Origin of the sequence: Pseudomonas sp. V88_4, from assembly GCF_029967985.1 — a bacterium.
Classification (GTDB): Bacteria; Pseudomonadota; Gammaproteobacteria; order Pseudomonadales; family Pseudomonadaceae; genus Aquipseudomonas; species Aquipseudomonas glycinae.
On the sequence record NZ_JASCAF010000006.1, the window covers coordinates 20,329 to 43,920 of the forward strand.

The 23,592-nt window shown below is 61.7% G+C and carries 22 protein-coding genes; 14 read left to right on the plus strand and 8 right to left on the minus strand.

Annotation, left to right across the window (positions count from 1 at the left end; all coding sequences use genetic code 11):
- Positions 1-100 precede the first annotated feature (100 nt).
- The 5 genes from QLG12_RS06225 to QLG12_RS06245 all read right to left on the minus strand — a co-directional run bounded on the left by QLG12_RS06225 (position 101) and on the right by QLG12_RS06245 (position 5,735).
- Positions 101-1,276 carry a lactonase family protein gene (locus tag QLG12_RS06225; protein WP_282474136.1) on the minus strand — a complete coding sequence of 392 codons (1,176 nt, stop codon included), beginning with the start codon at positions 1,274-1,276 and terminating at the stop codon, positions 101-103.
- Positions 1,273-1,581: a DUF5629 family protein gene (locus tag QLG12_RS06230; RefSeq protein WP_236195423.1), complete on the minus strand. Its 309-nt coding sequence runs from the start codon at positions 1,579-1,581 to the stop codon at positions 1,273-1,275. The genes QLG12_RS06225 and QLG12_RS06230 overlap by 4 nt, the downstream gene beginning before the upstream one ends.
- A 98-nt stretch (positions 1,582-1,679) precedes the next feature.
- Positions 1,680-3,260 carry an aldehyde dehydrogenase (NADP(+)) gene (locus QLG12_RS06235; protein WP_282474137.1) on the minus strand — a complete coding sequence of 527 codons (1,581 nt, stop codon included), beginning with the start codon at positions 3,258-3,260 and terminating at the stop codon, positions 1,680-1,682.
- A 9-nt stretch (positions 3,261-3,269) separates the two neighbouring features.
- On the minus strand, positions 3,270-4,262 hold the full coding sequence (gene araD1 / locus QLG12_RS06240; protein ID WP_282474138.1) for an AraD1 family protein: 993 nt from the start codon (positions 4,260-4,262) through the stop codon (positions 3,270-3,272).
- Positions 4,263-4,412: 150 nt separating this feature from the next.
- Entirely contained in the window at positions 4,413-5,735 is a 1,323-nt protein-coding gene (locus QLG12_RS06245) for an MFS transporter (protein ID WP_197868048.1), read from the minus strand.
- A gap of 193 nt (positions 5,736-5,928) precedes the next feature.
- Here QLG12_RS06245 and QLG12_RS06250 point away from each other — a divergent pair, with 193 nt between their 5' ends.
- Positions 5,929-7,665, plus strand: a complete 1,737-nt coding sequence (locus tag QLG12_RS06250; RefSeq protein WP_282474139.1) for an IlvD/Edd family dehydratase — start codon at positions 5,929-5,931, stop codon at positions 7,663-7,665.
- A gap of 186 nt (positions 7,666-7,851) precedes the next feature.
- Positions 7,852-8,571 (plus strand): FadR/GntR family transcriptional regulator, encoded by a 720-nt coding sequence (locus QLG12_RS06255; RefSeq protein ID WP_039766869.1) that lies wholly within the window; start codon positions 7,852-7,854, stop codon positions 8,569-8,571.
- A 262-nt stretch (positions 8,572-8,833) separates the two neighbouring features.
- On the opposite strand, the gene QLG12_RS06260 is transcribed toward QLG12_RS06255, so the two are convergent.
- Together QLG12_RS06260 and QLG12_RS06265 are read right to left on the minus strand one after the other, a co-directional pair.
- Positions 8,834-11,218, minus strand: coding sequence for an RND family transporter (locus QLG12_RS06260; RefSeq protein WP_236195428.1), 2,385 nt, complete (start codon positions 11,216-11,218; stop codon positions 8,834-8,836).
- A 28-nt stretch (positions 11,219-11,246) separates the two neighbouring features.
- On the minus strand, positions 11,247-12,275 hold the full coding sequence (locus tag QLG12_RS06265; protein ID WP_064380420.1) for a YCF48-related protein: 1,029 nt from the start codon (positions 12,273-12,275) through the stop codon (positions 11,247-11,249).
- A gap of 324 nt (positions 12,276-12,599) precedes the next feature.
- Between QLG12_RS06265 and QLG12_RS06270 the strand changes: the two genes are divergently transcribed.
- The 7 genes from QLG12_RS06270 to QLG12_RS06300 all read left to right on the plus strand — a co-directional run bounded on the left by QLG12_RS06270 (position 12,600) and on the right by QLG12_RS06300 (position 17,932).
- Positions 12,600-13,190 carry an amino acid synthesis family protein gene (locus QLG12_RS06270; protein ID WP_007957412.1) on the plus strand — a complete coding sequence of 197 codons (591 nt, stop codon included), beginning with the start codon at positions 12,600-12,602 and terminating at the stop codon, positions 13,188-13,190.
- A gap of 31 nt (positions 13,191-13,221) precedes the next feature.
- Positions 13,222-14,055, plus strand: a complete 834-nt coding sequence (locus QLG12_RS06275; protein ID WP_039766874.1) for an alpha/beta fold hydrolase — start codon at positions 13,222-13,224, stop codon at positions 14,053-14,055.
- A complete protein-coding gene (locus QLG12_RS06280) occupies positions 14,052-15,533 on the plus strand; it encodes an aldehyde dehydrogenase (RefSeq protein WP_282474140.1) in 1,482 nt (493 codons plus the stop codon). The genes QLG12_RS06275 and QLG12_RS06280 overlap by 4 nt, the downstream gene beginning before the upstream one ends.
- Positions 15,534-15,545: 12 nt before the next feature.
- The gene (locus tag QLG12_RS06285; RefSeq protein WP_197868051.1) at positions 15,546-16,031 is read left to right on the plus strand and encodes a flavin reductase family protein; all 486 of its coding nucleotides are present in this window, start codon (positions 15,546-15,548) and stop codon (positions 16,029-16,031) included.
- A 135-nt stretch (positions 16,032-16,166) separates the two neighbouring features.
- Complete coding sequence (locus QLG12_RS06290; protein WP_065259878.1) at positions 16,167-16,556, plus strand: carboxymuconolactone decarboxylase family protein; 390 nt, start codon at positions 16,167-16,169, stop codon at positions 16,554-16,556.
- Positions 16,557-16,614: 58 nt separating this feature from the next.
- Positions 16,615-17,367: a GntR family transcriptional regulator gene (locus QLG12_RS06295; protein WP_282474141.1), complete on the plus strand. Its 753-nt coding sequence runs from the start codon at positions 16,615-16,617 to the stop codon at positions 17,365-17,367.
- A 1-nt stretch (position 17,368) separates the two neighbouring features.
- On the plus strand, positions 17,369-17,932 hold the full coding sequence (locus QLG12_RS06300; RefSeq protein ID WP_085711336.1) for an NUDIX hydrolase: 564 nt from the start codon (positions 17,369-17,371) through the stop codon (positions 17,930-17,932).
- A gap of 18 nt (positions 17,933-17,950) precedes the next feature.
- Here QLG12_RS06300 and QLG12_RS06305 read toward each other — a convergent pair whose 3' ends face one another.
- Positions 17,951-18,244, minus strand: a complete 294-nt coding sequence (locus tag QLG12_RS06305; RefSeq protein ID WP_011334617.1) for a DUF1330 domain-containing protein — start codon at positions 18,242-18,244, stop codon at positions 17,951-17,953.
- A gap of 65 nt (positions 18,245-18,309) precedes the next feature.
- Between QLG12_RS06305 and ribBA the strand changes: the two genes are divergently transcribed.
- The 5 genes from ribBA (at position 18,310) to QLG12_RS06330 (ending at position 23,540) form a co-directional block, all read left to right on the plus strand.
- Positions 18,310-19,419 carry a bifunctional 3,4-dihydroxy-2-butanone-4-phosphate synthase/GTP cyclohydrolase II gene (ribBA, locus tag QLG12_RS06310; RefSeq protein ID WP_197868054.1) on the plus strand — a complete coding sequence of 370 codons (1,110 nt, stop codon included), beginning with the start codon at positions 18,310-18,312 and terminating at the stop codon, positions 19,417-19,419.
- Between the two features lie 166 nt (positions 19,420-19,585).
- Positions 19,586-20,611 (plus strand): ABC transporter substrate-binding protein, encoded by a 1,026-nt coding sequence (locus QLG12_RS06315; RefSeq protein WP_085703580.1) that lies wholly within the window; start codon positions 19,586-19,588, stop codon positions 20,609-20,611.
- On the plus strand, positions 20,608-21,552 hold the full coding sequence (locus QLG12_RS06320; RefSeq protein ID WP_064380433.1) for an ABC transporter permease: 945 nt from the start codon (positions 20,608-20,610) through the stop codon (positions 21,550-21,552). Before QLG12_RS06315 ends, QLG12_RS06320 begins: the two co-directional genes overlap by 4 nt.
- A 6-nt stretch (positions 21,553-21,558) precedes the next feature.
- On the plus strand, positions 21,559-22,368 hold the full coding sequence (locus tag QLG12_RS06325; protein WP_197868055.1) for an ABC transporter permease: 810 nt from the start codon (positions 21,559-21,561) through the stop codon (positions 22,366-22,368).
- A gap of 17 nt (positions 22,369-22,385) precedes the next feature.
- The gene (locus QLG12_RS06330) at positions 22,386-23,540 is read left to right on the plus strand and encodes an ABC transporter ATP-binding protein (protein WP_207983019.1); all 1,155 of its coding nucleotides are present in this window, start codon (positions 22,386-22,388) and stop codon (positions 23,538-23,540) included.
- Positions 23,541-23,592 lie beyond the last annotated feature (52 nt).

The following is a 23,592-nucleotide window of genomic DNA, read 5'->3' on the forward strand; positions in this document are numbered from 1 at the left end:
TTAACGCTCGAGGGTTGATCGCTTGAAATGCTTTGCAACATTACCTGTTATCAGCAGGATTAATACAAAGCTTCAGGCCCCGCAGACCGGGGCCTGCGGCTTATTGACGCACAAGAAACTTGAGATCGCTCGGGGCGTCCATCGGCAGTTTTTGCACGGTTTTGCCCAGCAGACCGGTCTTGCCGTCGCGCTCGACCACGACAATCTGGTTGCTCTTCTGGTTGGCGATCAGCAGGAATTTGCCGCTTGGATCGAGGCTGAACTCGCGCGGGTGATCGCCTTCCACCGAACGTCGCTGCAGCTCCTTGAGCTGGCCGCTGGCCGGGTCAATGGCGAACACCAGCAGCTGATTGGCGGTACCACGGTTGCTGACGTAGAGGAATTTGCCATCGGCGGACGCGTGCAGCGCGGCGGCGGCTTTGTCCGAGGTTGGCTGGCCGGCCGCCAGATCGACCAGTTGCGTCTGGGTCAGCACGCCGTCCTTGTAGTCGAACACCGCGACCTGAGCGCTCATTTCCATGGTCAGCCAGGCATGGTTGCCGTCCGCGCTGAACAACAGGTGACGCGGGCCGCTGCCGGCTGGCAGTTGCACCGACGCGGTTTTCGCCGGGGTCAGCGGCAGGTCCGGGTTGGCTTTCGGGTCGAATTGGTAGATGAAGACCTTGTCCGCACCCAGGTCATTGGAGAACACGTAACGGCCGTCCGGCGAGGACACCGTCGAGTGCACGTGGTTCGAGGCCTGACGCTCGGGATTGACCCGGCTCGCCGGGTGCGCGCTCATCTGCACCACCGGTTTGAGCTTGCCGTCGCTGCCCACCGGCAATACCGCGAGGGTGCCGCCCGGATCTTCAACCACCGAGTAGTTGCTGACGAACAGATGGCTGGCGTCGCCGCTGAGGCTCGAATGGGTCGGCTCGTTGCCCAGGCTCTGGACCTGATTGATCAGGGTCAGCGCGTAGGTCTTCGGATCGATGGCGTAGCTGCTCACACGGCCGACCGGATCTTGCTGGCCTGGGCCGTTTTCGTTGACCACGAACAACCGGCGCTGATCCTTCGACAGGGTCAGCCACGACGGGTTTTCGCTCTTGATCACTTGCAGCGGCTTGGCGTCGATCTGTCCGGTGGCGCTGTCGAAGTTCATCCGGTAGATGCCTTGACTGGTGCCGGCGGTGTAGGAGCCCACCAAAAACTGGAAGCTCTCGGCCGAGGCACTGGAAAGTCCCATCGCGCCGACGCTGCCGGCCATCAGCAATGGCCAGAATTTACGCATGTTCATTCGGCTTCATCCTCGTCGTCGGCGCTGCTCAGTACATCCCCGAGGCACACCAGACGGTGTTCGCCGACGGTCTTGGTATCGCTGGAAAAACCGACGATCAGCCAGCTCTGCAGGTCTTCATCAAACGTCGCCGCCGTCACCTGAGCCGGGGTGAATTCCCAGTGCTTGGCTGTTCGGCCATCGATGCATTCGATGTGCAGGTTGTCGTCTTCGTCGAGGGCGAATTCGAAAGCGTGCAGGCCGTCGATTTCGACCATACCGCAGTGTTCGAGGGCGTTGAGAAGGGAGTCGGTTACGGCAGTCATGGCAATCATGTCTTTCAGGGGGAAAGGGGCAATGATAGCTCAAAGCCCCGCTCTTGATCGTTCCCACGCTCCCCGTGGGAACGATCATGGCATGGGGCTTAGAGGGCTTCGCGCGATGGCTTGCCGTCGACCAGCCGCTGAATACGCAGCGGGTTGGCGTTCTTCAGCGGCTCCGGCAGCAGGCTGTCGGGGTAATTCTGGAAGCACACCGGGCGCAGGAAACGATCGATTGCCAACGTACCCACCGAAGTGCCGCGAGCATCGGAGGTCGCCGGGTACGGCCCGCCGTGAACCATCGAGTCACAGACTTCGACACCGGTCGGATAACCATTGAGCAGGATCCGTCCGACCTTTTGCTCCAGCAATGGCGTGAGTTCCGGGAAGCGCTCGAAATCCGCCTGCTCGCCGATAATCGTCGCCGTCAGTTGCCCATGCAGGCCCTGCAACGCCGCGCTCAGCTGCGCCTTGTCAGCCACTTCAACGATCACCGTGGTCGGGCCGAACACTTCTTCCTGCAGCACTTCATCGCCATCGATCAGCAGGCTGACATCGGCCTTGAACAACTGCGGCTGCGCCTGATTGCCCTGCTGCGGATTGCCCGCCAGATGCTCGATGCCGGCGTGGGCCAAGAGTTTTTCCAAGCCTTTGCCGTAGCTGCCCAGCGTTCCGGCATTGAGCATGGTTTGCGCCGGTTGATCACCGATCAGCGCCGCGACTTGCTCAACGAATGCGGTGAACTGTGGCGAACGGATACCGATCACCAGACCCGGATTGGTACAGAACTGACCGCAGCCCTGCACCACCGACGCGGTCAGATCGCGGGCGACGGTTTCCGAACGCACGGCCAAAGCCTGGGGCAACACGATCACCGGGTTGATGCTCGACATCTCGGCAAATACCGGGATTGGCTGAGGCCGCGCGGCGGCCATGTCACACAGCGCCCGTCCGCCTCGCAGCGAACCGGTGAAACCCACGGCTTGAATGGCCGGATGTTTGACCAGCCATTCGCCGACACCGCCGCCGTAGATCATGTTGAACACGCCAGCGGGCATCGCGGTTTTTTCTGCGGCACGGATTAGCGCATCGGCGACAAGTTCAGCGGTGGCCATGTGACCGCTGTGGGCCTTGAACACCACCGGGCAACCGGCCGCCAGCGCCGACGCGGTATCACCGCCGGCGGTGGAGAATGCCAGTGGAAAATTGCTCGCACCGAACACCGCCACCGGGCCGAGGCCGATGCGGTACTGGCGCAGATCCGGACGCGGCAGCGGCTGACGATCCGGCAACGGCAGGTCGATGCGTGCACCGTAGAAATCACCGCGCCGCAGCACTTTGGCGAACAAGCGCATCTGGCCGCTGGTACGCCCTCTTTCACCTTGAATCCGTCCGGGAGGCAGTGCGGTTTCGCGGCAAACCACGGCGATGAAGTCATCGCCCAGCGCGTCAAGCTCATCGGCAATCGCATCGAGAAACTGCGCGCGGCGTTCGGCGCTGAGGCTGCGATACGCCGGATACGCCGCCGCAGCGGCCTTGGCGGCAGCGTCCACTTCCGTTTCCGTGGCTTGAATGAAATCGTGGGGCAGTGCTTCGCCCGTGGTGGCGTCGACGCTTTGCAGTTTGACGTTGCCCGCCGCGCTGCGACGACCGCCGATGTAGTTGTGACCGAGAATCTGAGTCATGGGATCTCCTTAAAGGGTGCCGATGCTGTCCGATTCGAATGCCGCTGCGACCGGGTCGATGCCGTTGACCAGCGGTGCGCCGAATTCGGACTGGCTGATTTCGAACACGTCGCCCGGTTGAGTGCGAATGCCATCGGCGAACGACAGGGTCGCGGTGCCGAAAAAGTGAATATGCACGTCGCCCGGGCGCAGGAACTGGCGGTACTTGAAGTGGTGGTACTCGAGGTTCGCCAGGCTGTGGCACATGTTGGCCTCGCCGCTGAGGAACTCGTTTTGCCACAGCACTTCGCCGTCGCGCAGGATACGACTGGTGCCCGCCAGGTGTTGAGGCAATTCACCCGTGCGAAGTTCCGGGCCGTAGCTGCAACTGCGCAGTTTGGAGTGGGCCAGGTACAGGTAATTCTTGCGCTCCATGACGTGATCGGAGAACTCGTTGCCCACCGCAAACCCCAGGCGATACGGCTTGCCGTCGTGGCCGATGACGTAGAGGCCGGCCATCTCCGGTTCCTCGCCGGCGTCTTCGGCAAACGGCGGCAGCGGGAATGGCTGGCCAGGACGCACGACGATGCTGCCGTCGCCCTTGTAGAACCATTCCGGCTGCACCCCGGCCTGCCCCGCCGCCGGTTTGCCGCCCTCCACGCCCCATTTGAAGATACGCATGGTGTCGGTCATCTTCGCTTCGTCGCCGACCTGCTGATGCATCTTGTCCCGGGCCGAGGCACTGCCCAGGTGCGTGAGGCCGGTGCCGCTGACCAACAGGTGCGCCGGGTCCGGGTGGTCCAGTGGTGGCAGGATGCGCAGTTGGGCCAGCAGTTCGGCGTAATCGTGGCTGATGCCCAGGCCAAGGGACTGTACTTGCTGTGCGAGCGTGTTGCCGGCCTCGATCGCGGCCAGGGCCAGATCACGAACCGTGCGCGCATCCTGCACTTCACGCACCAGACCGTCCTCGACCACCCCGACACGGCGCTCGCCGCTACTCAATTCGAATTGAACCAGATGCATAAATCCTCTCCTGTAAACAAGCCTTCGAAACACCCCAAGACCCTGTGGGAGCTGGCTTGCCAGCGATAACCATCTGTCAGATACATCAATGCTGAATGTGCTGACGTCATCGCTGGCAAGCCAGCTCCCACAAGGGATAGCGCCGATCATTCAGGTTCGAGTGGCACCCCGTGCACTCGCTGCAAATTGGTCGACTGGCAGTACATGCTTGCGCTCCAGCACGCGATAGACGACGCCCGTCAGAATCAGCCCGAACACCATCACCCCGGACAGGAAGTACAGGCCCGAAGCGAGGTTGCCGGTGTATTCCTTCAAGGCGCCGATCACGAACGGGCCGATGTAGCCGCCGAGGTTGCCCACCGAGTTGATCAAGGCAATCCCGGCCGCCGCACTGGCACCGGCAAAGAACCGCCCCGGCAGCGTCCAGAACACCGCTGTGCAGGAAAACAGCGCGAACGCCACCAGACACAACGCCGCCAGTTGCGCCACCGGCAGCGACAGCCAGGCACTGAGGAACAGGCCCATGGCGCCCAGCACATAGAGCACCGCCAGATGACCATAGCGATCATTCAAACGGTCGGAACTGCGCGGAATGATCAGCAGGCCGATAATCCCGAAAATGTACGGCACCGATGACACAAAACCGGTCACCAGATCACTGCCGCCAAACTGTTTGATCAGGGTCGGCAGCCACAGGCCCAGGCCATAAATGCTCAGGGTCACCGGCAGATAAAACAGCGCCAACAGCAACACACGTTTGTCTTTCAGCGCATGCAGCGGATTGCCGTGACGGGTCTGGCCGTATTCCTGCAGGTCCCTTTTCAGCTCACCGGTCAGCCAGTCCTTCTCGGCCTGGTCCATCCATTTCACTTGCTGCGGGCCGTCCGGCAACCAGCGCAATACCGGCCAGGTCAGCAGGATCGCCGGGGTGCCGATGACGATGAACAGCCACTGCCAGCCGTGCAGACCGAGGATGCCGTCCATGCCAAGCAGGCCGCCGGACACGGGGCCGGTGATCATCATCGCGATGGGTTGAGAGAGGATGAACAGCCCGAGGATCTTGCCGCGATGACGCACCGGGAACCACTGAGTGATGTAGTACAGAACGCCGGGAAAGAACCCCGCCTCCGCCGCGCCGAGCAGAAAGCGCATCACGTAGAAACTGTGCGGGCCCTGAACGAAGGCCATGCCAATGGTGATCGCGCCCCAGGTGATCATGATCCGCGCAAACCAGCGCCGCGCGCCAAAGCGTTCGAGCATCAAATTGCTGGGGATCTCAAACAGAAAGTAGCCGATGAAAAACAGCCCGGCGCCGAGGCCATAGGCGGCATCGCCAATGCCGATGTCGGCGCCCATGTGCAGCTTGGCGAAGCCGACGGCGGAGCGATCCACATAGGCGATCAGGTACAGCAGGATCAGGAAGGGAATCAGTTTCAGCGTGATGCGCCGGACAAGCCGCAGTTCCTGGCTCATGGGATCGGTCTCCGATTGTTGTTTTTATGGAACCTCGGGGGACGCCTCTCGCGAAAAACCGCCAGGGCCATCCCTCCGTCGAAAACGACTATATAGTAATACTAATTACGCAACAACACTTCCAAAGCAGCGATTTTGCGCTTATGTTTAGCCGAAGCTCGCAAACAATAGTCTTACAATAAGAGAATCGATCATGTCTGATAAGAAACCCACCCTGCGCTCCGCCCAATGGTTTGGCACGGCCGACAAGAACGGCTTCATGTACCGCAGCTGGATGAAGAATCAGGGCATCGCCGACCATCAGTTCCACGGCAAGCCGATCATCGGCATCTGCAACACCTGGTCGGAACTGACCCCGTGCAACGCGCACTTCCGCCAGATCGCGGAGCACGTCAAACGTGGGGTGATCGAGGCCGGTGGCTTTCCGGTGGAATTCCCGGTGTTCTCCAATGGCGAATCGAACCTGCGCCCGACTGCCATGCTCACCCGCAATCTGGCGAGCATGGACGTCGAGGAAGCGATTCGCGGCAACCCGATTGACGGCGTGGTGCTGCTGACCGGTTGCGACAAGACCACCCCGGCCCTGCTGATGGGCGCAGCCAGTTGCGACGTGCCGGCGATCGTCGTCACCGGCGGGCCGATGCTCAACGGCAAGCACAAGGGCAAGGACATCGGCTCCGGCACCGTGGTCTGGCAGCTCAGCGAACAGGTCAAGGCCGGCACCATCACGATTGACGATTTCCTTGCGGCCGAGGGCGGCATGTCCCGCTCCGCCGGTACCTGCAACACCATGGGCACCGCGTCGACCATGGCCTGCATGGCCGAAGCACTCGGCACTTCCCTGCCGCACAACGCGGCGATTCCGGCGGTGGATGCGCGGCGTTATGTGCTGGCGCACATGTCCGGCATGCGTGCGGTGGAGATGGTGCGTGAAGACTTGAAGCTGTCGAAGATCCTGACCAAGGAAGCCTTCGAAAACGCGATCCGGGTCAACGCAGCCATTGGCGGTTCGACCAACGCGGTGATCCATCTCAAAGCCATCGCCGGGCGCATCGGTGTCGAGCTGGATCTGGATGACTGGACCCGCATCGGCCGTGGCATGCCGACCATCGTCGACCTGCAGCCGTCCGGGCGTTTCCTGATGGAAGAGTTCTACTACGCGGGCGGCCTGCCGGCCGTACTGCGGCGTCTTGGCGAGGCCAATCTGATTCCCAACCCGAACGCGCTGACCGTTAACGGAAAATCCATCGGCGAGAACACCAAGGACGCACCGATCTATGGCGAGGACGAAGTGATCCGCACCCTCGACAACCCGATCCGCGCTGACGGCGGGATCTGCGTATTGCGCGGCAACTTGGCGCCACTGGGCGCGGTACTCAAGCCGTCAGCCGCCACGCCGGAACTGATGCAGCACCGTGGCCGCGCCGTCGTTTTCGAGAACTTCGACATGTACAAGGCGCGGATCAACGATCCGGAACTGGACGTCGATGCAGACTCGATTCTGGTGATGAAGAATTGCGGGCCGAAGGGTTATCCGGGCATGGCCGAAGTCGGCAACATGGGGTTGCCGGCCAAGCTGCTGGCACAGGGCGTGACCGACATGGTGCGCATCTCCGATGCACGGATGAGCGGCACCGCTTACGGCACCGTTGTCTTGCACGTTGCTCCGGAAGCGGCGGCCGGCGGGCCTTTGGCGGCGGTGAAAGAAGGTGACTGGATCGAGCTGGACTGTGCCAGCGGGCGTCTGCATCTGGATATTCCGGACGCTGAACTGGCGGCGCGGATGGCGGATCTGCAACCGCCGCAGCTGCTGTTGGTCGGTGGGTATCGTCAGTTGTACATCGACCATGTGCTGCAGGCGGATCAGGGTTGCGATTTCGACTTCCTCGTCGGTTGCCGAGGAGCTGAAGTGCCGCGCCACTCGCACTGACACCGCCGCCCCTGTGGGAGCTGGCTTGCCAGCGATTACGGTCTGCAAGCTGACATTCATGTTGACTGACACTCCGCCATCGCTGGCAAGCCAGCTCCCACATTTGCTCTGTGTATCCACCTCAAGATTGTGTCGTGCCTGCTATGATGCGCGGCATCTCCATCGCTCAGGATCGCGCCACTCCCCATGGATTACCGCAAACCTTCCGACCGTAAAAGCATGCACTCGCGCATCGTCCAGGAACTGGGCATGCAGATTGTTTCCGGACGCTTTCTGCCCTGCGACAAACTGCCCGCCGAAGCCTTGCTCTGCGAGGAGTACGCGGTCAGCCGGCCGGTGTTGCGCGAAGCCACCCGGGTGCTGGTCGCCAAGGGCCTGGTGTATTCGAAGCCGCGCGTCGGCACCGTGGTCAAGCCACGCCGCGAATGGCACATGCTCGACCCGGACGTACTGCACTGGCTGATGCAAAGCAGCCCGCAGAACGAGTTCTTCAATGTCCTGACCAGCGTGCGCAGCATCATCGAACCGGCCGCCGCCGCCCTCGCCGCCCAGCATGCGACCGATGCCGATATCGCATCGATTGCCGAGGCTTACCAGCGCATGGAAGCCGCACCGACCCCGGAAGCCTTGCTGCAACCAGATCTGGATTTCCATAGCCGGATTGCTGACGCGACCCACAACGACTTGCTGGCTAACCTGTGCAACATGCTTGCGGTGGCGATTGCCGAGGCGTTGAAGCATTCGAATCAGCGGCCGAATCTGCATGAGCTGGCATTGCCTCGGCACAAGGCGATTCTGACCGCGATCGAGAATCGGGATGCGCTGGGGGCGCGGCATGCGACGTTGGTGCAGCTGGATGATGCGCGCAGTGCGCTTAGCGTCGTGCTTGGCACTGAACTCTCTTAAGCCTTGAGACCGCTTGCCCTCACCCTAACCCTCTCCCAGGGGGAGAGGGAACCGATTGGGGGATATTGAAGAGATACACCGACTTGAACGATCTGCTTTGAATCCATAATCGACTCGGTTTTTCAGGTCGATGTTTGACGAAGTACAACTCGGTCAGTCCCCTCTCCCTTTGGGAGAGGGCTAGGGTGAGGGGGCTTTTGATCTTGCCCCATAAAAAAGCCGCAACCCTAAGGTTGCGGCTTTTTCATTTCAGCCAAATGGATCAGTGAGCAAACAGAGAATTACCCTTCTGCCCCGCCAGTTTCTCCGGCTTGATCAGGAACTTCGCCAGTGCCGGCAGCAGCCACAGCGCACCGAACATGTTCCACAGCAGCATGAAGGTCAGCATCAGGCCCATGTCGGCCTGGAACTTGATCGCCGAGAAGATCCAGGTGCACACGCCGATGGCCAGGCACAGACCGGTGAACAGCACCGCTTTACCGGTGGATTTGAGGGTCTGGTAATAGGCTTCCTGCAACGGCAGGCCGGCACGCAGGAAACTTTCCAGGCGGCTGTAGATGTAGATGCCGTAGTCCACGCCGATGCCCACGCCCAGCGCCACCACCGGCAGCGTCGCCACCTTAACGCCGATGCCCATGAACGCCATCAGCGCGTTGCCCAGCACCGAGGTCAACACCAGCGGCAGCACGATGCACAGGGTCGCCGCCCACGAGCGGAAGGTGATCATGCACATGACCGCCACGCAGATGTACACCAGGATCAGGATGGTCAGCTCGGACTTCTTGATCACCTCGTTGGTGGCCGCTTCGATCCCGGCGTTACCGGCCGCGAGGATGAATTCCAGGCCTTCCTTGTTGTTTTCCTTGGCGAAGTCCTGCACCGCATGCACTGCGCGGTCGAGGGTTTCGGCCTTGTGGTCGTTGAGGAACACCAGCACCGGCGCCAGCGAGCAACTGTTGTTGTACAGACCATCGGCCCGGGCGATGGAGTTGTTCAGCACGTCCGGGTTGCGCGACAGGGTTTCCCATTTCAGGTTGCCCTCGTTCATGCCCTTGATCATCTGCTTGGACACGGTCACCAGCGAGATCGCCGACTGCACGCCCTCGGTGTTCTGCATCTTCCACATCAGCTCGTCGATCGGCGCCATGGCTTCATAGCGCGAGCAACCTTCGGACTTGGTCTTGACCATCACCACCAGCACGTCGGAACTGGTCGAGTAGTTGCTGATGATGAAGTTGTTGTCCTTGTTGTAGCGCGAATCCGGACGCAGTTCCGGCGCACCCTGGTCGAGGTCGCCGATCTTCAGGTTCTGGCTGTACCAGAGGCCACCACCAAAGGCGACCAGCGCCAGAGCGATGGAAATCGGGGCGACTTTCGGATTGGCAAAGTTCGACAGCAGGCGCCAGAACGGATGTTCGCGGTGCGCGTCCTTCTTGCTCTTGGCGATGGCGCGCTTGCTGATGCCGACATAGGAAATCGCCACCGGCAGCAGGATCAGGTTGGTGAACACGATCACCGCCACGCCGATGGAAGCCCCGATGGCCAATTCGCGGATCACACCGATGTCGATGATCAGCAGCGTGATGAAGCCGACGGCGTCCGCCAGAATCGCGATCATTCCCGGCAGGAACAGTTGCCGGAACGTGCGCCGCGCGGCGGTCAGGGCGTTGTCCGCCTCGCCGGATTGCAGGGCGATCCCGTTGATTTTCTGCACGCCGTGGGAAATGCCGATGGCGAAGATCAGGAACGGCACCAGCATCGAATACGGATCGAGGCCGAACCCGAAGAAGTGCATCAACCCCAATTGCCAGACCACCGCCACCAGCGTGGTGCTCAACACCGCCACGGTGCTGCGCAGGCAGTTGGTGAACCACAGCAGCAGAATCAGGGTGATGACGAAGGCGATGCCGAAGAACATCACCACCATCACCAGACCGTCGATCAGGTCGCCAACCTTCTTGGCGAAACCGACGATGTGGATCTTGACGTTGGGGTTCTGCGCTTCGAACTTGTTGCGGATCTTGTCTTCGAGCTCATGGGAGAACTTGCGGTAGTCCAGCGCCAGCAGCTTGCCCTGGTCCTGCGGGTCCGGGTAGGACTCCAGCAGCGGGATGTCGACGATGCTCGACTTGAAGTCGTTGGCCACCAGACGCCCGACCTGACCGGACTTGAGCACGTTGTTGCGCAGCAGGTCGAGGCTGTCCTGGGAGCCGTTGTAGCTCTGCGGGATCACTTCGCCGCCGGCAAAACCTTCCTCGGTCACTTCGGTCCAGCGCACGCTCGGGCTCCACAGCGACTTGAGGCCGGAACGGTCGACGCCGGAAATGTAGAACACCTCGTCGTTGATCTGACGCAGGGTCTCCATGTACTCCTTGGAGAAGATGTCGCCGTCCTTCGCTTCCACCGAAATGCGCACGGTGTTGCCCAGGTTCGCCAGATCGTTGCGGTGCTCCATCATCTTTTCAATGAACGGATGCTTGAGCGGGATCATCTTTTCGAAACTGGTGGACGGGCGGATCAGCGTGGCCTGCCAGAACAGGAAAATGCTGACCAGCAGGCAGATCACGATCACTGCCGGGCGGTTGTTGAAGATCAGGCGCTCGAGAAACGTCGCCTTGTCCTGATGATGAGTGCTCAAGGAAGTCATAGCCCCGCCTTCTTATTATTGATTCGGCTCATTTGCCCAGCTCGGCGCCGTTCGGCGAAGTGACCCGGACGCCACCCTGCCCGCTCAGGATCAGATTGCCGTTGCCGGCGGCGGTGACCGACGACAGCGAGATGCGATCCGGACGGTTGAACACGCTGAAGGTTTCACCGTTGTCACTGCTGCTGACCACCGAACCGCCGTTGCCGACGATGACGATGGAGCCATCCTCGAGCAGCGTGGCGCCGGACAGGCCGAACTCCAGCGAACCGCGCGCGGCTTTCAGCTCGACCTGCTCCCACGTGCTGCCGAAATCGGTGGAGCGGTAAAGATTGCCGCGCAGGCCGTAGACCAGCAGGGTTTGCGGTTGCGCCGTGCCGATCACGCCAAACAGCGACCCTTCGTACGGACCTTCGAGTTTTTCCCAGGTCTGGCCCCCGTCGGCGGAGCGGAACATGCTGCCCGACTCGCCGACGATGAACAGGCCGGCGTCTTTTACCGAAGCGATGGCGTTGAGGTGGAACTGGTCTTCGTTGTCGAGGCGATCGCTGACGTCTTCCCAGTGCTTGCCGCCGTCGGTGGTTTCCAGCAGCGCGCCGTAGGCCCCCACAGCGAGGCCGCTGTTGAGGTCCTTGAACCAGACGTCGAGCAGCGGCGATTCGCGCTTGAGGTCTTCGAACTGTTTGGTCCAGGTCAGGCCGCCGTCTTCGCTGGCGAGGATCTGTGCGTCGTGGCCGACGGCCCAGCCGTGCTTGTCATCGACGAAATACACGGCCGTCAGCAACTGGCGACTCGGCACCTTGGCCTGGGTCCAGGTCTTGCCCTGATCGTCGGAATAGAGAATGTGCCCGCGATCCCCGACCGCCACCAGCCGGGTTCCGGCGTGAACGACATCGAGCATCAGGCTTTTCGAGGCCTTGGCCGATTCGGTGGCATAGACCACGTCGGCGGGCGCTTCGGCGGCGAGAACCGGCGCCGACAATGTGGCAAAGCCCAGCAGAGAGAGTGCTGTGGCCAGCAACGCGGTGTTGCGTAACGCCGGCGGGCGGCAACGACTCATAGACCTTCCCCTGTTTATTATTGTTGGTCATGGACCTTAAGGGCGCCGCAAGGGTGCTCACGGTGACTGCCTGGTCACAAGCATAGTCCTGAAACCCGCTATCCAGAGCCCCTTCGGAAGCTGGCTCATCCTATCGGGCATTCGAAACGTCTGACAATCGGCGCAACGTTATCTTTTGTTAACCGAAAGGGACTACGGCGGCGGCTGAATGCGCAGGCATTCGTCCGACTGATGGCAGGGAATCTTGCGAGGGGGACTTGCACGATCGGTATTATGGTATACCATCAGACGCACAGACACTCTTTATCCCCTACGGAGCAGCTCATGAGTTTCGAAATCCGCAAGATCGTCAGCTATGTCGAAGAGACCTTCATCGAAGGCGGCAAGGCGTCCGACACCCCGGTGACCATGGTCGGCCTGGCCGTCGTGATGAAGAACCCGTGGGTCGGCAATGGCTTTGTCGAAGACCTCAAGCCGCAGATCCGCGCCAATTGCTCGGATCTCGGCGCGATGATGGTCGAGCGTCTGGTTGGCATCATCGGTGGCGCCGAGAAGATCGAGGCCTACGGCAAAGCCGCGGTGGTCGGCGCCGATGGCGAAATCGAGCACGCGTCGGCGGTGATCCACACCCTGCGCTTCGGCAATCACTACCGTGAAGCGGTCAAGGCCAAGAGCTACCTGAGCTTCACCAACAAGCGTGGCGGTCCGGGCACTTCGATCCAGATTCCGATGATGCACAAGGATGACGAAGGCCTGCGCTCGCACTACATCACCCTGGAAATGCAGATCGAAGACGCCCCGCGCGCCGACGAAATCGTCGTGGTGCTCGGTTGCGCCGACGGTGGTCGCCTGCACCCACGCATCGGCAACCGCTACATCGATCTGGAAGAACTGGCCGCCGAAAAAGCCCAGTAATCACAATAAGAAGGCATTGCAGGAGCGCTCCATGATTCGGCTCACCGCTGAACTCACCCCGGCCGGCACCAGTTATCTGGCGACAGGCGTTGGCCAACCCGTGGTGTTGATCCACGGCGTGGGCTTGAACAAAGAAATGTGGGGCGGCCAGATCGTCGGCCTGGCCACGCAATACCGGGTGATCGCCTACGACATGCTCGGCCATGGCGCCAGCCCGCGACCGGCCAGCGGCACCGCCCTGCTCGGCTATGCCGATCAGTTGCTGGAGTTGCTCGACCACCTGCAATTGCCCGAGGCGTCGGTGATCGGCTTTTCCATGGGCGGTCTGGTGGCGCGGGCGTTTGCCCTGCATTACCCGGAACGCCTGAAAAGCCTGGTGGTGCTCAACAGCGTGTTCAACCGCAGCGAAGAGCAGCGCGCCGGGGTCATCGCCCGTACCGCACAAGCAGCGGAACATGGGCCGGACGCGAATGCCGAAGCGGCACTGTCGCGCTGGTTCAGCCGTGAATATCAGGCGGCCAACCCGGCGCAGATCGCTGCGATCCGCCAGACCCTGGCCGGCAATGATCCGCAGGGTTACCTGACCACCTATGAACTGTTTGCCACCCAGGACATGTACCGCGCCGACGACCTGGGCAGCATCCAGGCGCCGACGCTGATCGCCACCGGCGAGCTGGACCCCGGATCGACCCCGGAAATGGCCGAGCAATTGGCCGCGCGCATTCCCGGTGCGAAGGTTGCCGTGCTGCCCGAGCAACGGCATATGATGCCGGTAGAGTCGCCACGGCTGGTGAACCAGACGCTGCTGGAATTTCTCGACACCGCACACGCCCGACAAAACCATATAAAGGGGATCGTTGCATGACGCTCGCACGCTTCCAGATGTGCATCGGCGGAGAATGGGTCGACGCCCTCTCCGGCAAGACGTTCGAAAGCCTCAACCCGGCGCTCGCCGAACCCTGGGCTGAATTGCCCGACGCTGACGAAGCCGACGTCGAGCGCGCCGTGCAAGCCGCGCAGACCGCCTTCGACAGCCAGGCGTGGCGTGGTTTGACCGCAACCGCGCGTGGCAAACTGCTGCGTCGGCTCGGTGACCTGATCGCCGAAAACAAGGAACAACTGGCGCAGCTGGAAAGCCGCGACAACGGCAAGCTGATCCGCGAAACCCGGGGTCAGGTCGGTTATCTGCCGGAGTTTTTCCACTACACCGCCGGCCTCGCCGACAAGCTCGAAGGCGGCACCCTGCCGCTGGATAAACCCGATCTGTTCGCCTACACCGTGCACGAAGCCATGGGCGTGGTCGCCGCGATCATTCCCTGGAACAGCCCGCTTTACCTGACCGCGATCAAACTGGCGCCCGCGCTGGCTGCCGGCAACACCATTGTGATCAAGCCGTCCGAACACGCCTCGGCGACCATTCTGGAACTGGCGCGCCTGGCCCTCGAAGCCGGGATTCCACCAGGCGTGGTCAACGTCGTCACTGGCTACGGCCCGAGCACTGGCGCCGCCCTCACCCGTCATCCGCTGGTCCGCAAGATCGCCTTCACCGGCGGCGCGGCCACGGCCCGGCACGTGGTGCGCAGCAGCGCCGAGAACTTCGCCAAGCTGTCGCTGGAACTGGGCGGCAAGTCGCCGAACATCATCTTCGCCGACGCCGACCTCGACAGCGCGATCAACGGCGCCATCGCCGGGATCTATGCCGCATCCGGGCAGAGCTGTGTATCAGGTTCGCGACTGCTGGTGCAGGACGAAATCTACGACGAGTTCGTCAGCCGACTGGTGGAGCGCGCCCAGCGCATCCGCATCGGCAACCCGCAGGACGACAGCAGCGAAATGGGCCCGATGGCTACCGCGCAGCAACTGGCGGTGGTTGAGGGTCTGGTGGCTGATGCAATTGCTGAAGGCGCGCGCCTGCGTCTGGGTGGCAAGCGTCCGAGTGGCGTCGGTGACGGTTGGTTCTATGAACCGACGCTTTTCGAGTGCGACCGCAATTCGATGAAGATCATGCAGGAAGAAGTCTTTGGTCCGGTCGCCTCGGTGATCCGTTTCAAGGACGAGGCCGAAGCTCTGGCGATTGCCAACGACTCGCAGTTCGGCCTCGCCGCCGGCATCTGGACCCGCGATCTGGGCCGCGCCCATCGCCTGGCCCGGGACGTGCGTTCGGGGATCATCTGGGTCAACACCTACCGCGCGGTGTCGGCCATGGCACCGATCGGCGGCTTCAAGAACAGTGGCTATGGACGCGAAAGCGGCATCGATTCGGTGCTGGCCTACACCGAACTGAAAACGGTGTGGATCAACCTCTCCCAGGCACCGATGCCTGATCCGTTTGTGATGCGTTAGGAGTCCCGCGACATGATCGAACCCGGCATTTACAAAGACGTCATGAGCTCGTTCCCGTCCGGGGTCACGGTGGTCACCACCCTCGACCCGGACGGCGGCATTGTCGGGATCACCGCCAGCGCCTTCAGTGCGCTGTCGATTGATCCGGCGCTGGTGCTGTTCTGCCCCAACTACGCCTCCGACACCTACCCGGTGCTGCGCGACAGCAAGAAGTTCGCGATCCATTTGCTGTCCGCCGACCAGACCGCCGAGGCCTACGCCTTCGCCGGTAAAGGCAAGGACAAGGCCAACGGCATCGAGTGGCATTTGAGCGAACTGGGTAATCCGATCCTCGCCAAAGCCACGGCGATCATCGAGTGCGAACTGTGGCGCGAATACGACGGCGGCGATCACGCGATCATCGTCGGCGCGGTGAAGAACCTGATCCTGCCGGCGCAACCGGTGACGCCGATGATCTATCACAAGGGCAAGCTCGGCGCGTTGCCGACCCTGGCCTGACGGAACAATGCAAAACCCTGTGGGAGCTGGCTTGCCAGCGATGGCGGTGGATCAGCCAGCATAGATGTCGAATGTGATGCCGTCATCGCTGGCAAGCCAGCTCCCACAAGGGGATTTGTGGTGTGAGGGGAAATGATGAACAACGAGAAGTATGAAAAGGGCCTGAAGATCCGCACCCAGGTGCTGGGCGAAGCCTATGTGCAGCGCTCGATCGAGAACGCCGACGACTTCACCCGCCCGCTGCAGGAAATGGTCACCGAATACTGCTGGGGCCACGTCTGGGGACGCGAGGGTCTGTCGCTCAAGGAGCGCAGCATGATCAACCTGGCGATGATCTCGGCGCTCAACCGCCCGCACGAACTGAAACTGCATGTGCGCGGCGCCTTGCGTAACGGCCTGAGTCGTGAGCAAATACGCGAAATTCTGCTTCAGGTCGGTATTTATTGCGGCGTCCCGGCAGCCGTGGACAGTTTCCGGCTCGCCCGTGAAGCCTTCGCCGAAGCCGACGCCGAGGCCTCCAGTTAACCCCTCGGCTGTTTTGATGCCCGTCTGGCATGGACAGCCACCTTAAAGAGCGGACCCCATGAAACGCCTGCCACTCGACGACAGCTTCAAGGTCAATCGCAACCCCGTCACCCTGCGCGAAATCGTGCTGGATAAACTGCGAAGCGCCATCATGAACTTCCAGTTGCTGCCGGGCGATCGCCTGGTGGAGCGCGATCTGTGCGATCGCCTGGGCGTGAGCCGTACGTCGGTGCGTGAAGCCTTGCGTCACCTGGAATCCGAAGGCCTGGTGGAGTTCGCCGACGCCAAGGGCCCGCGCGTGGCGATCATTACCCTCGCCGATGCCGTCGACATCTATGAACTGCGCTGCGTGCTCGAAGGCCTGATCGTCCAGCTGTTCACCCTGCGCGCCAAGGCCAAGGACATCAAGGCCCTGGAAAAAGCCCTCGACGAAAACCGCAAGGCGCTCAAGGACGGCGAACTGCAACAGGTAATCGATTCGGTGCAGGGTTTCTACGACGTGCTGCTGGAAGGCTCCGGCAACCATGTCGCAGCCACTCAGTTGCGTCAGTTGCAGGCGCGTATCAGCTACTTGCGCGCAACATCGGTGTCCCAGGAAAACCGTCGCGGCTCCAGCAATCAAGAGATGGAAAAAATGGTCGAGGCGATCAAGAGCGGCGATCCGCTGGCGGCGCATCAGGCGTGCGTCGATCACGTGCGCGCTGCGGCTGCCGTCGCTCTCGATTACCTCAAGCGCAAACAGGAAGAGACCGGCGACACACCGCCAATCACCCTGCCCATCGCGCTGAAAGAACCGCGCATAGGTCACTGACATGTTCAGCCCGAGCTTTTGCCCGAAATGCGGTGGCGCTGACCTCGGTCAGCAAGTGCCGCCGGGCGATACGCACGAGCGCCTGATGTGCCGCGGCTGCGGCTACATCCACTATGTGAACCCGAAAATCATTGCCGGCTGCATCATCGAGCAGGACGGCAAATACCTCTTGTGCCAGCGGGCGATCCCCCCTCGCCCCGGCACCTGGACCCTGCCCGCCGGTTTCATGGAAAGCGGCGAAACCACCGAGCAGGCGGCCCTGCGCGAAGTCTGGGAAGAAAGCGGCGTGCGCGCGGAAATCGTTTCGCCGTATTCGATCTTCAGCGTGCCGAAGATCAGCGAGGTCTACATCATCTTCCGCGCCCTCGCGCTGGAAATCACCGGCCAGTACGGCCCGGAAACCCAGGACTGCAAATTCTTCGCCCCCGAAGACATCCCGTGGGAGCAGATCTACTACCCGGCCATCCGGCAGATCCTCGAACGCTACATCGAGGAACGCCAGGCCGGGGTGTATGGCATGTACATGGGCAATGACGACAGCGGCAAGATTCATTTCATGCGTTGATCGTCCTGCCCGTACTGCTTAAGGCACCATCCCTTCCACAATAACAATCTCCGCCCTCGCCCACTCCTCGCGATAGCTTTTCGCTTCCTGATACGCCGCCGAGCGGTAGCACGCCACCGCCTGCTCGTAGCTGTCGAACTCGATCACCACGCTACGCTGTGGCGTCGTCCGGCCTTCCATCGCTTCGCTGCGCCCGCCTCTGGCTAAAAACCTCGCGCCAAACTCGGCGAACGCTTTCGGCGCGCGCTGGGTGTATTGGCTGTAGTGATCGGGATCGGTGATGTCCACGTGTGCAATCCAGTACGCCTTCATAGTGACCTCTTGGTTGATTTTGTATTATGGTATACCACGAATTTCATCCACATCGAGAGTCCATCATGGCCTTCAACAGCATCGAAGAAATCATCGAAGATTATCGCCTCGGCAAAATGGTGTTGCTGGTCGATGACGAAGACCGGGAAAACGAAGGTGACCTGCTGCTGGCCGCCGACCGTTGCACGCCCGAGGCGATCAGTTTCATGGCCCGTGAGGCTCGGGGGCTGATCTGTCTGACGCTGACTGACGATCATTGTCAGCGTCTGGGGCTGGAGCAGATGGTGCCGAGCAATGGCAGCGTGTTCAGTACCGCATTCACGGTTTCCATCGAAGCGGCGGTCGGCGTGACTACCGGCATTTCTGCTGCCGACCGCGCTTGTACGGTGGCCGCTGCGGTGGCGCCGAACGCTCGCGCTGAAGACCTGGTGCAGCCCGGCCATATCTTTCCGTTGCGCGCCAAGGAAGGTGGCGTGTTGACCCGCGCCGGCCACACCGAAGCCGGTTGTGATCTGGCGCGGCTCGCGGGCTTTACGCCGGCCTCGGTGATCGTCGAAGTGATGAACGACGACGGCACCATGGCCCGCCGCCCGGACCTGGAAGTCTTTGCGCGCCAGCACGGGATCAAGATCGGCACCATCGCCGACCTGATCCACTATCGCCTGAGCACCGAACACACTATCGAGCGTATCGGTGAACGTGAGTTGCCGACGGTGCATGGCACCTTTCGTTTGATCACTTTCGAAGATCGCATCGAGGGCGGCGTGCACATGGCGATGGTCATGGGCGAATTGCGCCGTGAGGAGCCGACGCTGGTGCGCGTGCATGTGATCGATCCGCTGCGCGATCTGGTCGGCGCCGAGTACAGCGGGCCGACGAACTGGACGTTGTGGGCAGCGCTGCAACGGGTCGCGGCCGAAGGGCATGGCGTGGTCGTGGTGCTGGCCAATCATGAGTCGTCCCAGGCGCTGCTGGAGCGCATTCCGCAACTGACTCAGCCGCCTCGACAGTTCAGTCGCTCGCAATCGCGGATCTATTCGGAGGTCGGCACCGGGGCGCAGATTCTGCAGAACCTGGGCGTGGGCAAGCTGCGCCACTTGGGCCCGCCGCTGAAATACGCCGGTTTGACCGGCTACGATCTGGAAGTGGTCGAGAGCATTCCCTTCACCGAATAACCCCGTTTGCCAGATAGCCGGTACGGCAAAGTGCTTGCACAAAGTTTGGAATACCATAATATGATATTCCATAGACCGGACGACCTGAAAAACCGTCCAGCTACTGCTCCCGACAGGCGGGCAACAACGCAAGCCCGCTCAAAAACACAACAATGAGGGCGTAAAAATGGTGTTGAACAAAGCTGCAACCGCGATCTTTCTTGCGGGACTGCTGAGCGTGACCGGCCAGGCCGCGATGGCCGCCGAGAGTGTGAACTTTGTCAGCTGGGGCGGTAGCACCCAGGATGCGCAGAAACAGGCCTGGGCCGATCCGTTCAGCAAGGCCAGCGGCATCACCGTCGTGCAGGACGGCCCGACCGACTACGGCAAACTCAAGGCCATGGTCGAAAGCGGCAACGTGCAATGGGATGTGGTCGACGTCGAAGCCGACTTCGCTCTGCGCGCCGCCTCCGAAGGTCTGCTCGAACCCCTCGATTTCAAACAGATCCAGCGCGACAAGATCGACCCGCGTTTCGTCAGCGACTACGGCGTCGGCTCGTTCTTCTTCTCCTTCGTTCTCGGCTACAACGAGGGCAAACTCGGCGCCAACAAGCCGCAGGACTGGAGCGCACTGTTCGACACCAAGACCTTCCCCGGCAAACGCGCCCTGTACAAATGGCCAAGTCCCGGCGTGCTTGAGCTCGCCCTGCTCGCCGACGGCGTGCCGGCCGACAAGCTCTACCCGCTGGATCTGGATCGCGCCTTCAAGAAACTCGACACCATCAAGAAAGACATCGTCTGGTGGGGCGGTGGCGCGCAGTCGCAGCAACTGCTAGCCTCCGGTGAAGCGAGCATGGGCCAGTTCTGGAACGGCCGGATCCACGCCCTGCAGGAAGACGGCGCACCGGTCGGCGTGAGCTGGAAACAGAACCTGGTCATGGCCGACATTCTGGTCGTGCCAAAGGGCTCGAAAAACAAGGACGCGGCGATGAAGTTTCTGGCCAGCGCCAGTAGCGCGAAGGGCCAGGCCGACTTCTCCAACCTGACCGCCTACGCCCCGGTCAACGTCGACAGTGTGCAGCGTCTGGATTCGACGCTGGCCCCGAATCTGCCGACTGCCTACGCTAAGGATCAGATCACTCTTGATTTCGCGTACTGGGCCAAGAACGGTCCGGCCATCGCGACACGGTGGAACGAATGGCTGGTCAAATGAAAATGGCGGCCACCGCGTCCCGTCCCTCCACTGCCACCGGGAGCGCTGCAAGCGCTGCCGGCCTGGCATCCGGCAAGGCGAGTGCAATGGCGCAAGCCCCGTCCCTCAAGCAACGCTGGCGCGGCGCCGGCAACCTCGCGCCGGCGCTGTTGTTCCTCGGCCTGTTCTTTCTCGCCCCGCTGATTGGCTTGTTGCTGCGCGGCGTGCTGGAACCGGTGCCTGGCCTTGGCAACTATGAACAACTGTTCGCCAACTCGGCGTACGCCCGGGTGCTGTTCAACACCTTTTCAGTGGCGGGACTGGTGACGGTGTTCAGTCTGCTGCTGGGCTTTCCGCTGGCCTGGGCGATCACGTTGGTGCCGCGTGGCTGGGGCCGCTGGATCCTCAACATCGTGCTGCTGTCGATGTGGACCAGCCTCCTCGCCCGCACCTATTCGTGGCTGGTGCTGTTGCAGGCTTCGGGTGTCATCAATAAAGCCCTGATGGCGATGGGCATCATCGATCAGCCGCTGGAAATGGTGCACAACCTGACCGGCGTGGTGATCGGCATGAGCTACATCATGATCCCGTTCATCGTGCTGCCGTTGCAGGCGACCATGCAGGCCATCGACCCGATGATCCTGCAGGCCGGTTCGATTTGTGGCGCCAGTCCCTGGACCAACTTTTTCAGGGTGTTCCTGCCGCTGTGCCGGCCGGGTCTGGCGTCCGGCGGCTTGATGGTGTTCGTGATGTCGCTCGGTTACTACGTCACCCCGGCGCTGCTGGGCGGGGCGCAGAACATGATGCTGCCGGAATTCATCATTCAGCAGGTGCAGTCGTTCCTCAACTGGGGCCTGGCCAGCGCCGGCGCCGCGTTGCTGATCGTCATCACGCTGGTGCTGTTCTATGTCTACCTGAAGCTGCAGCCGGAATCCCCGGTTGGCGCCAGTCACGCGAGGTAAGCCGACATGCTCCTGACGCCCAATGCCATGAGTCGCCGGATGCGCTTCGGCCTGTATTTCACCACCGGACTGATCGGCCTGTTCCTGCTGTTGCCGATCGTGTTCATCGTTCTGCTGTCGTTCGGTTCGTCCCAGTGGCTGGTGTTCCCGCCACCGGGCTGGACCATGAAATGGTACGTGCAGTTTTTCTCCAACGCCGACTGGATGAGCGCAGCACTGGCCAGCCTCAAGGTCGCGGTGCTGACCACGATCTGCGCCGTCGCCTTGGGTTTACCGACTGCCTTTGCGCTGGTGCGCGGGCGCTTCCCCGGCCGGGAAATGCTCTACGGCCTGTTCACCCTGCCGATGATCGTGCCGCTGGTGATCATCGCCGTGGCGGTGTACGCGCTGTTCCTCAAGCTCGGCTACACCGGGACGATGTTCGCTTTCGTCGTCAGCCATGTGATCGTCGCGCTGCCGTTCACCATCATCTCGATCATCAACTCGCTGAAGCTGTTCGATCAGTCGATTGAAGATGCGGCGGTGATCTGCGGTGCGTCACGCCTGCAAGCGGTGTTCAAGGTGACCTTCCCGGCGATCCGCCCGGGAATGGTGGCCGGCGCCCTCTTCGCCTTTCTGGTTTCGTGGGACGAAGTGGTGCTCAGCGTGATGATGGCCAGCCCGACCCTGCAAACCCTTCCCGTGAAAATGTGGACCACCCTGCGCCAAGACCTGACACCGGTGATCGCCGTCGCCTCGACGCTGCTGATCGGTCTGTCGGTATTGGTCATGGTGATCGCCGCCGCCCTGCGCCGGCGCAACGAAATCAGCGCCTGAGCGCCCAGGAGTACGACATGAGTGCCGTGATCAAAGACGCATCCCAGCAGAACGACAAACCCCTGGTCAGCCTGCGTAACCTGAACAAGCACTACGGCGATTTCGCCGCCGTGGACAACATCTCGCTGGACATCAAGGACGGTGAATTCCTGACCTTCCTCGGCTCCAGCGGCTCGGGCAAAAGCACCACGCTGTCGATGCTCGCCGGTTTCGAAACGCCGAGCAGCGGCGAGATCCTGGTCAACGGCCAGTCCCTGGTGAACGTGCCGCCGCACAAGCGCGACATCGGCATGGTGTTCCAGCGTTATTCGCTGTTCCCGCATCTGTCGGTGCGCGACAACATCGCGTTTCCGCTGGCGATCCGCAAACTCGCTGCCGCCGAGCGGGACAAACGCGTCGATGCGATGCTGAAACTGGTGCAGCTCGAACAATTCGCCCATCGCCGTCCTTCGCAACTGTCCGGCGGCCAGCAGCAACGGGTCGCCATTGCACGGGCGCTGGTTTACGAGCCACGCATTCTGCTGATGGACGAGCCTCTCGGGGCGCTGGACAAGAAACTGCGTGAAGACCTGCAGGATGAATTGCGCCAGCTGCACCGTCGCCTCGGCATCACCATCGTCTATGTAACCCACGATCAGGAAGAAGCCATGCGCCTGTCCCAGCGCATCGCGATTTTCAGTCACGGCAAGATTGTCGGGCTCGGCAGCGGTTACGACCTTTATCAGAATCCGCCGAATGCATTTGTGGCGTCGTTTCTGGGTAACTCGAACTTTCTCAAGCTCAAGGCGCAGGGCAATGCGGCGGCGAGTTTTGAGGGGCAGTCGCTGTCGATCCGTCTCACCGCAGGATTGCAGACCGGGCAGGATGTGTTGCTGATGGTGCGTCCGGAAAAGGCGTTGGCGTTGAGTGTGCAGCAGGCGGCGAGTGAGCCGTTGGCGGCGGGCTGGAACGAGGTTTCGGCGAAGGTGGTCGAGGTGCTGTTTCTGGGCGAGAGCCAGACTTGCAGCGTGGTGACTTCGGGCGGGACTTCGATGACGGTGAAGGCGTTGTCGGCGGCGGGGATGCCGTTGAAGGCTGGGGATCCGGTTCGAGTGCGTTGGGCGACGGCGGATGCTTGCGTCTATACCGAGTGGGCTGAGAGTGATTTGAACAAAGCGGCGGGGGCTCATTAACACCGAGTCGCCTGCCCGCCCTCACCCCAGCCCTCTCCCGGAGGGAGAGGGC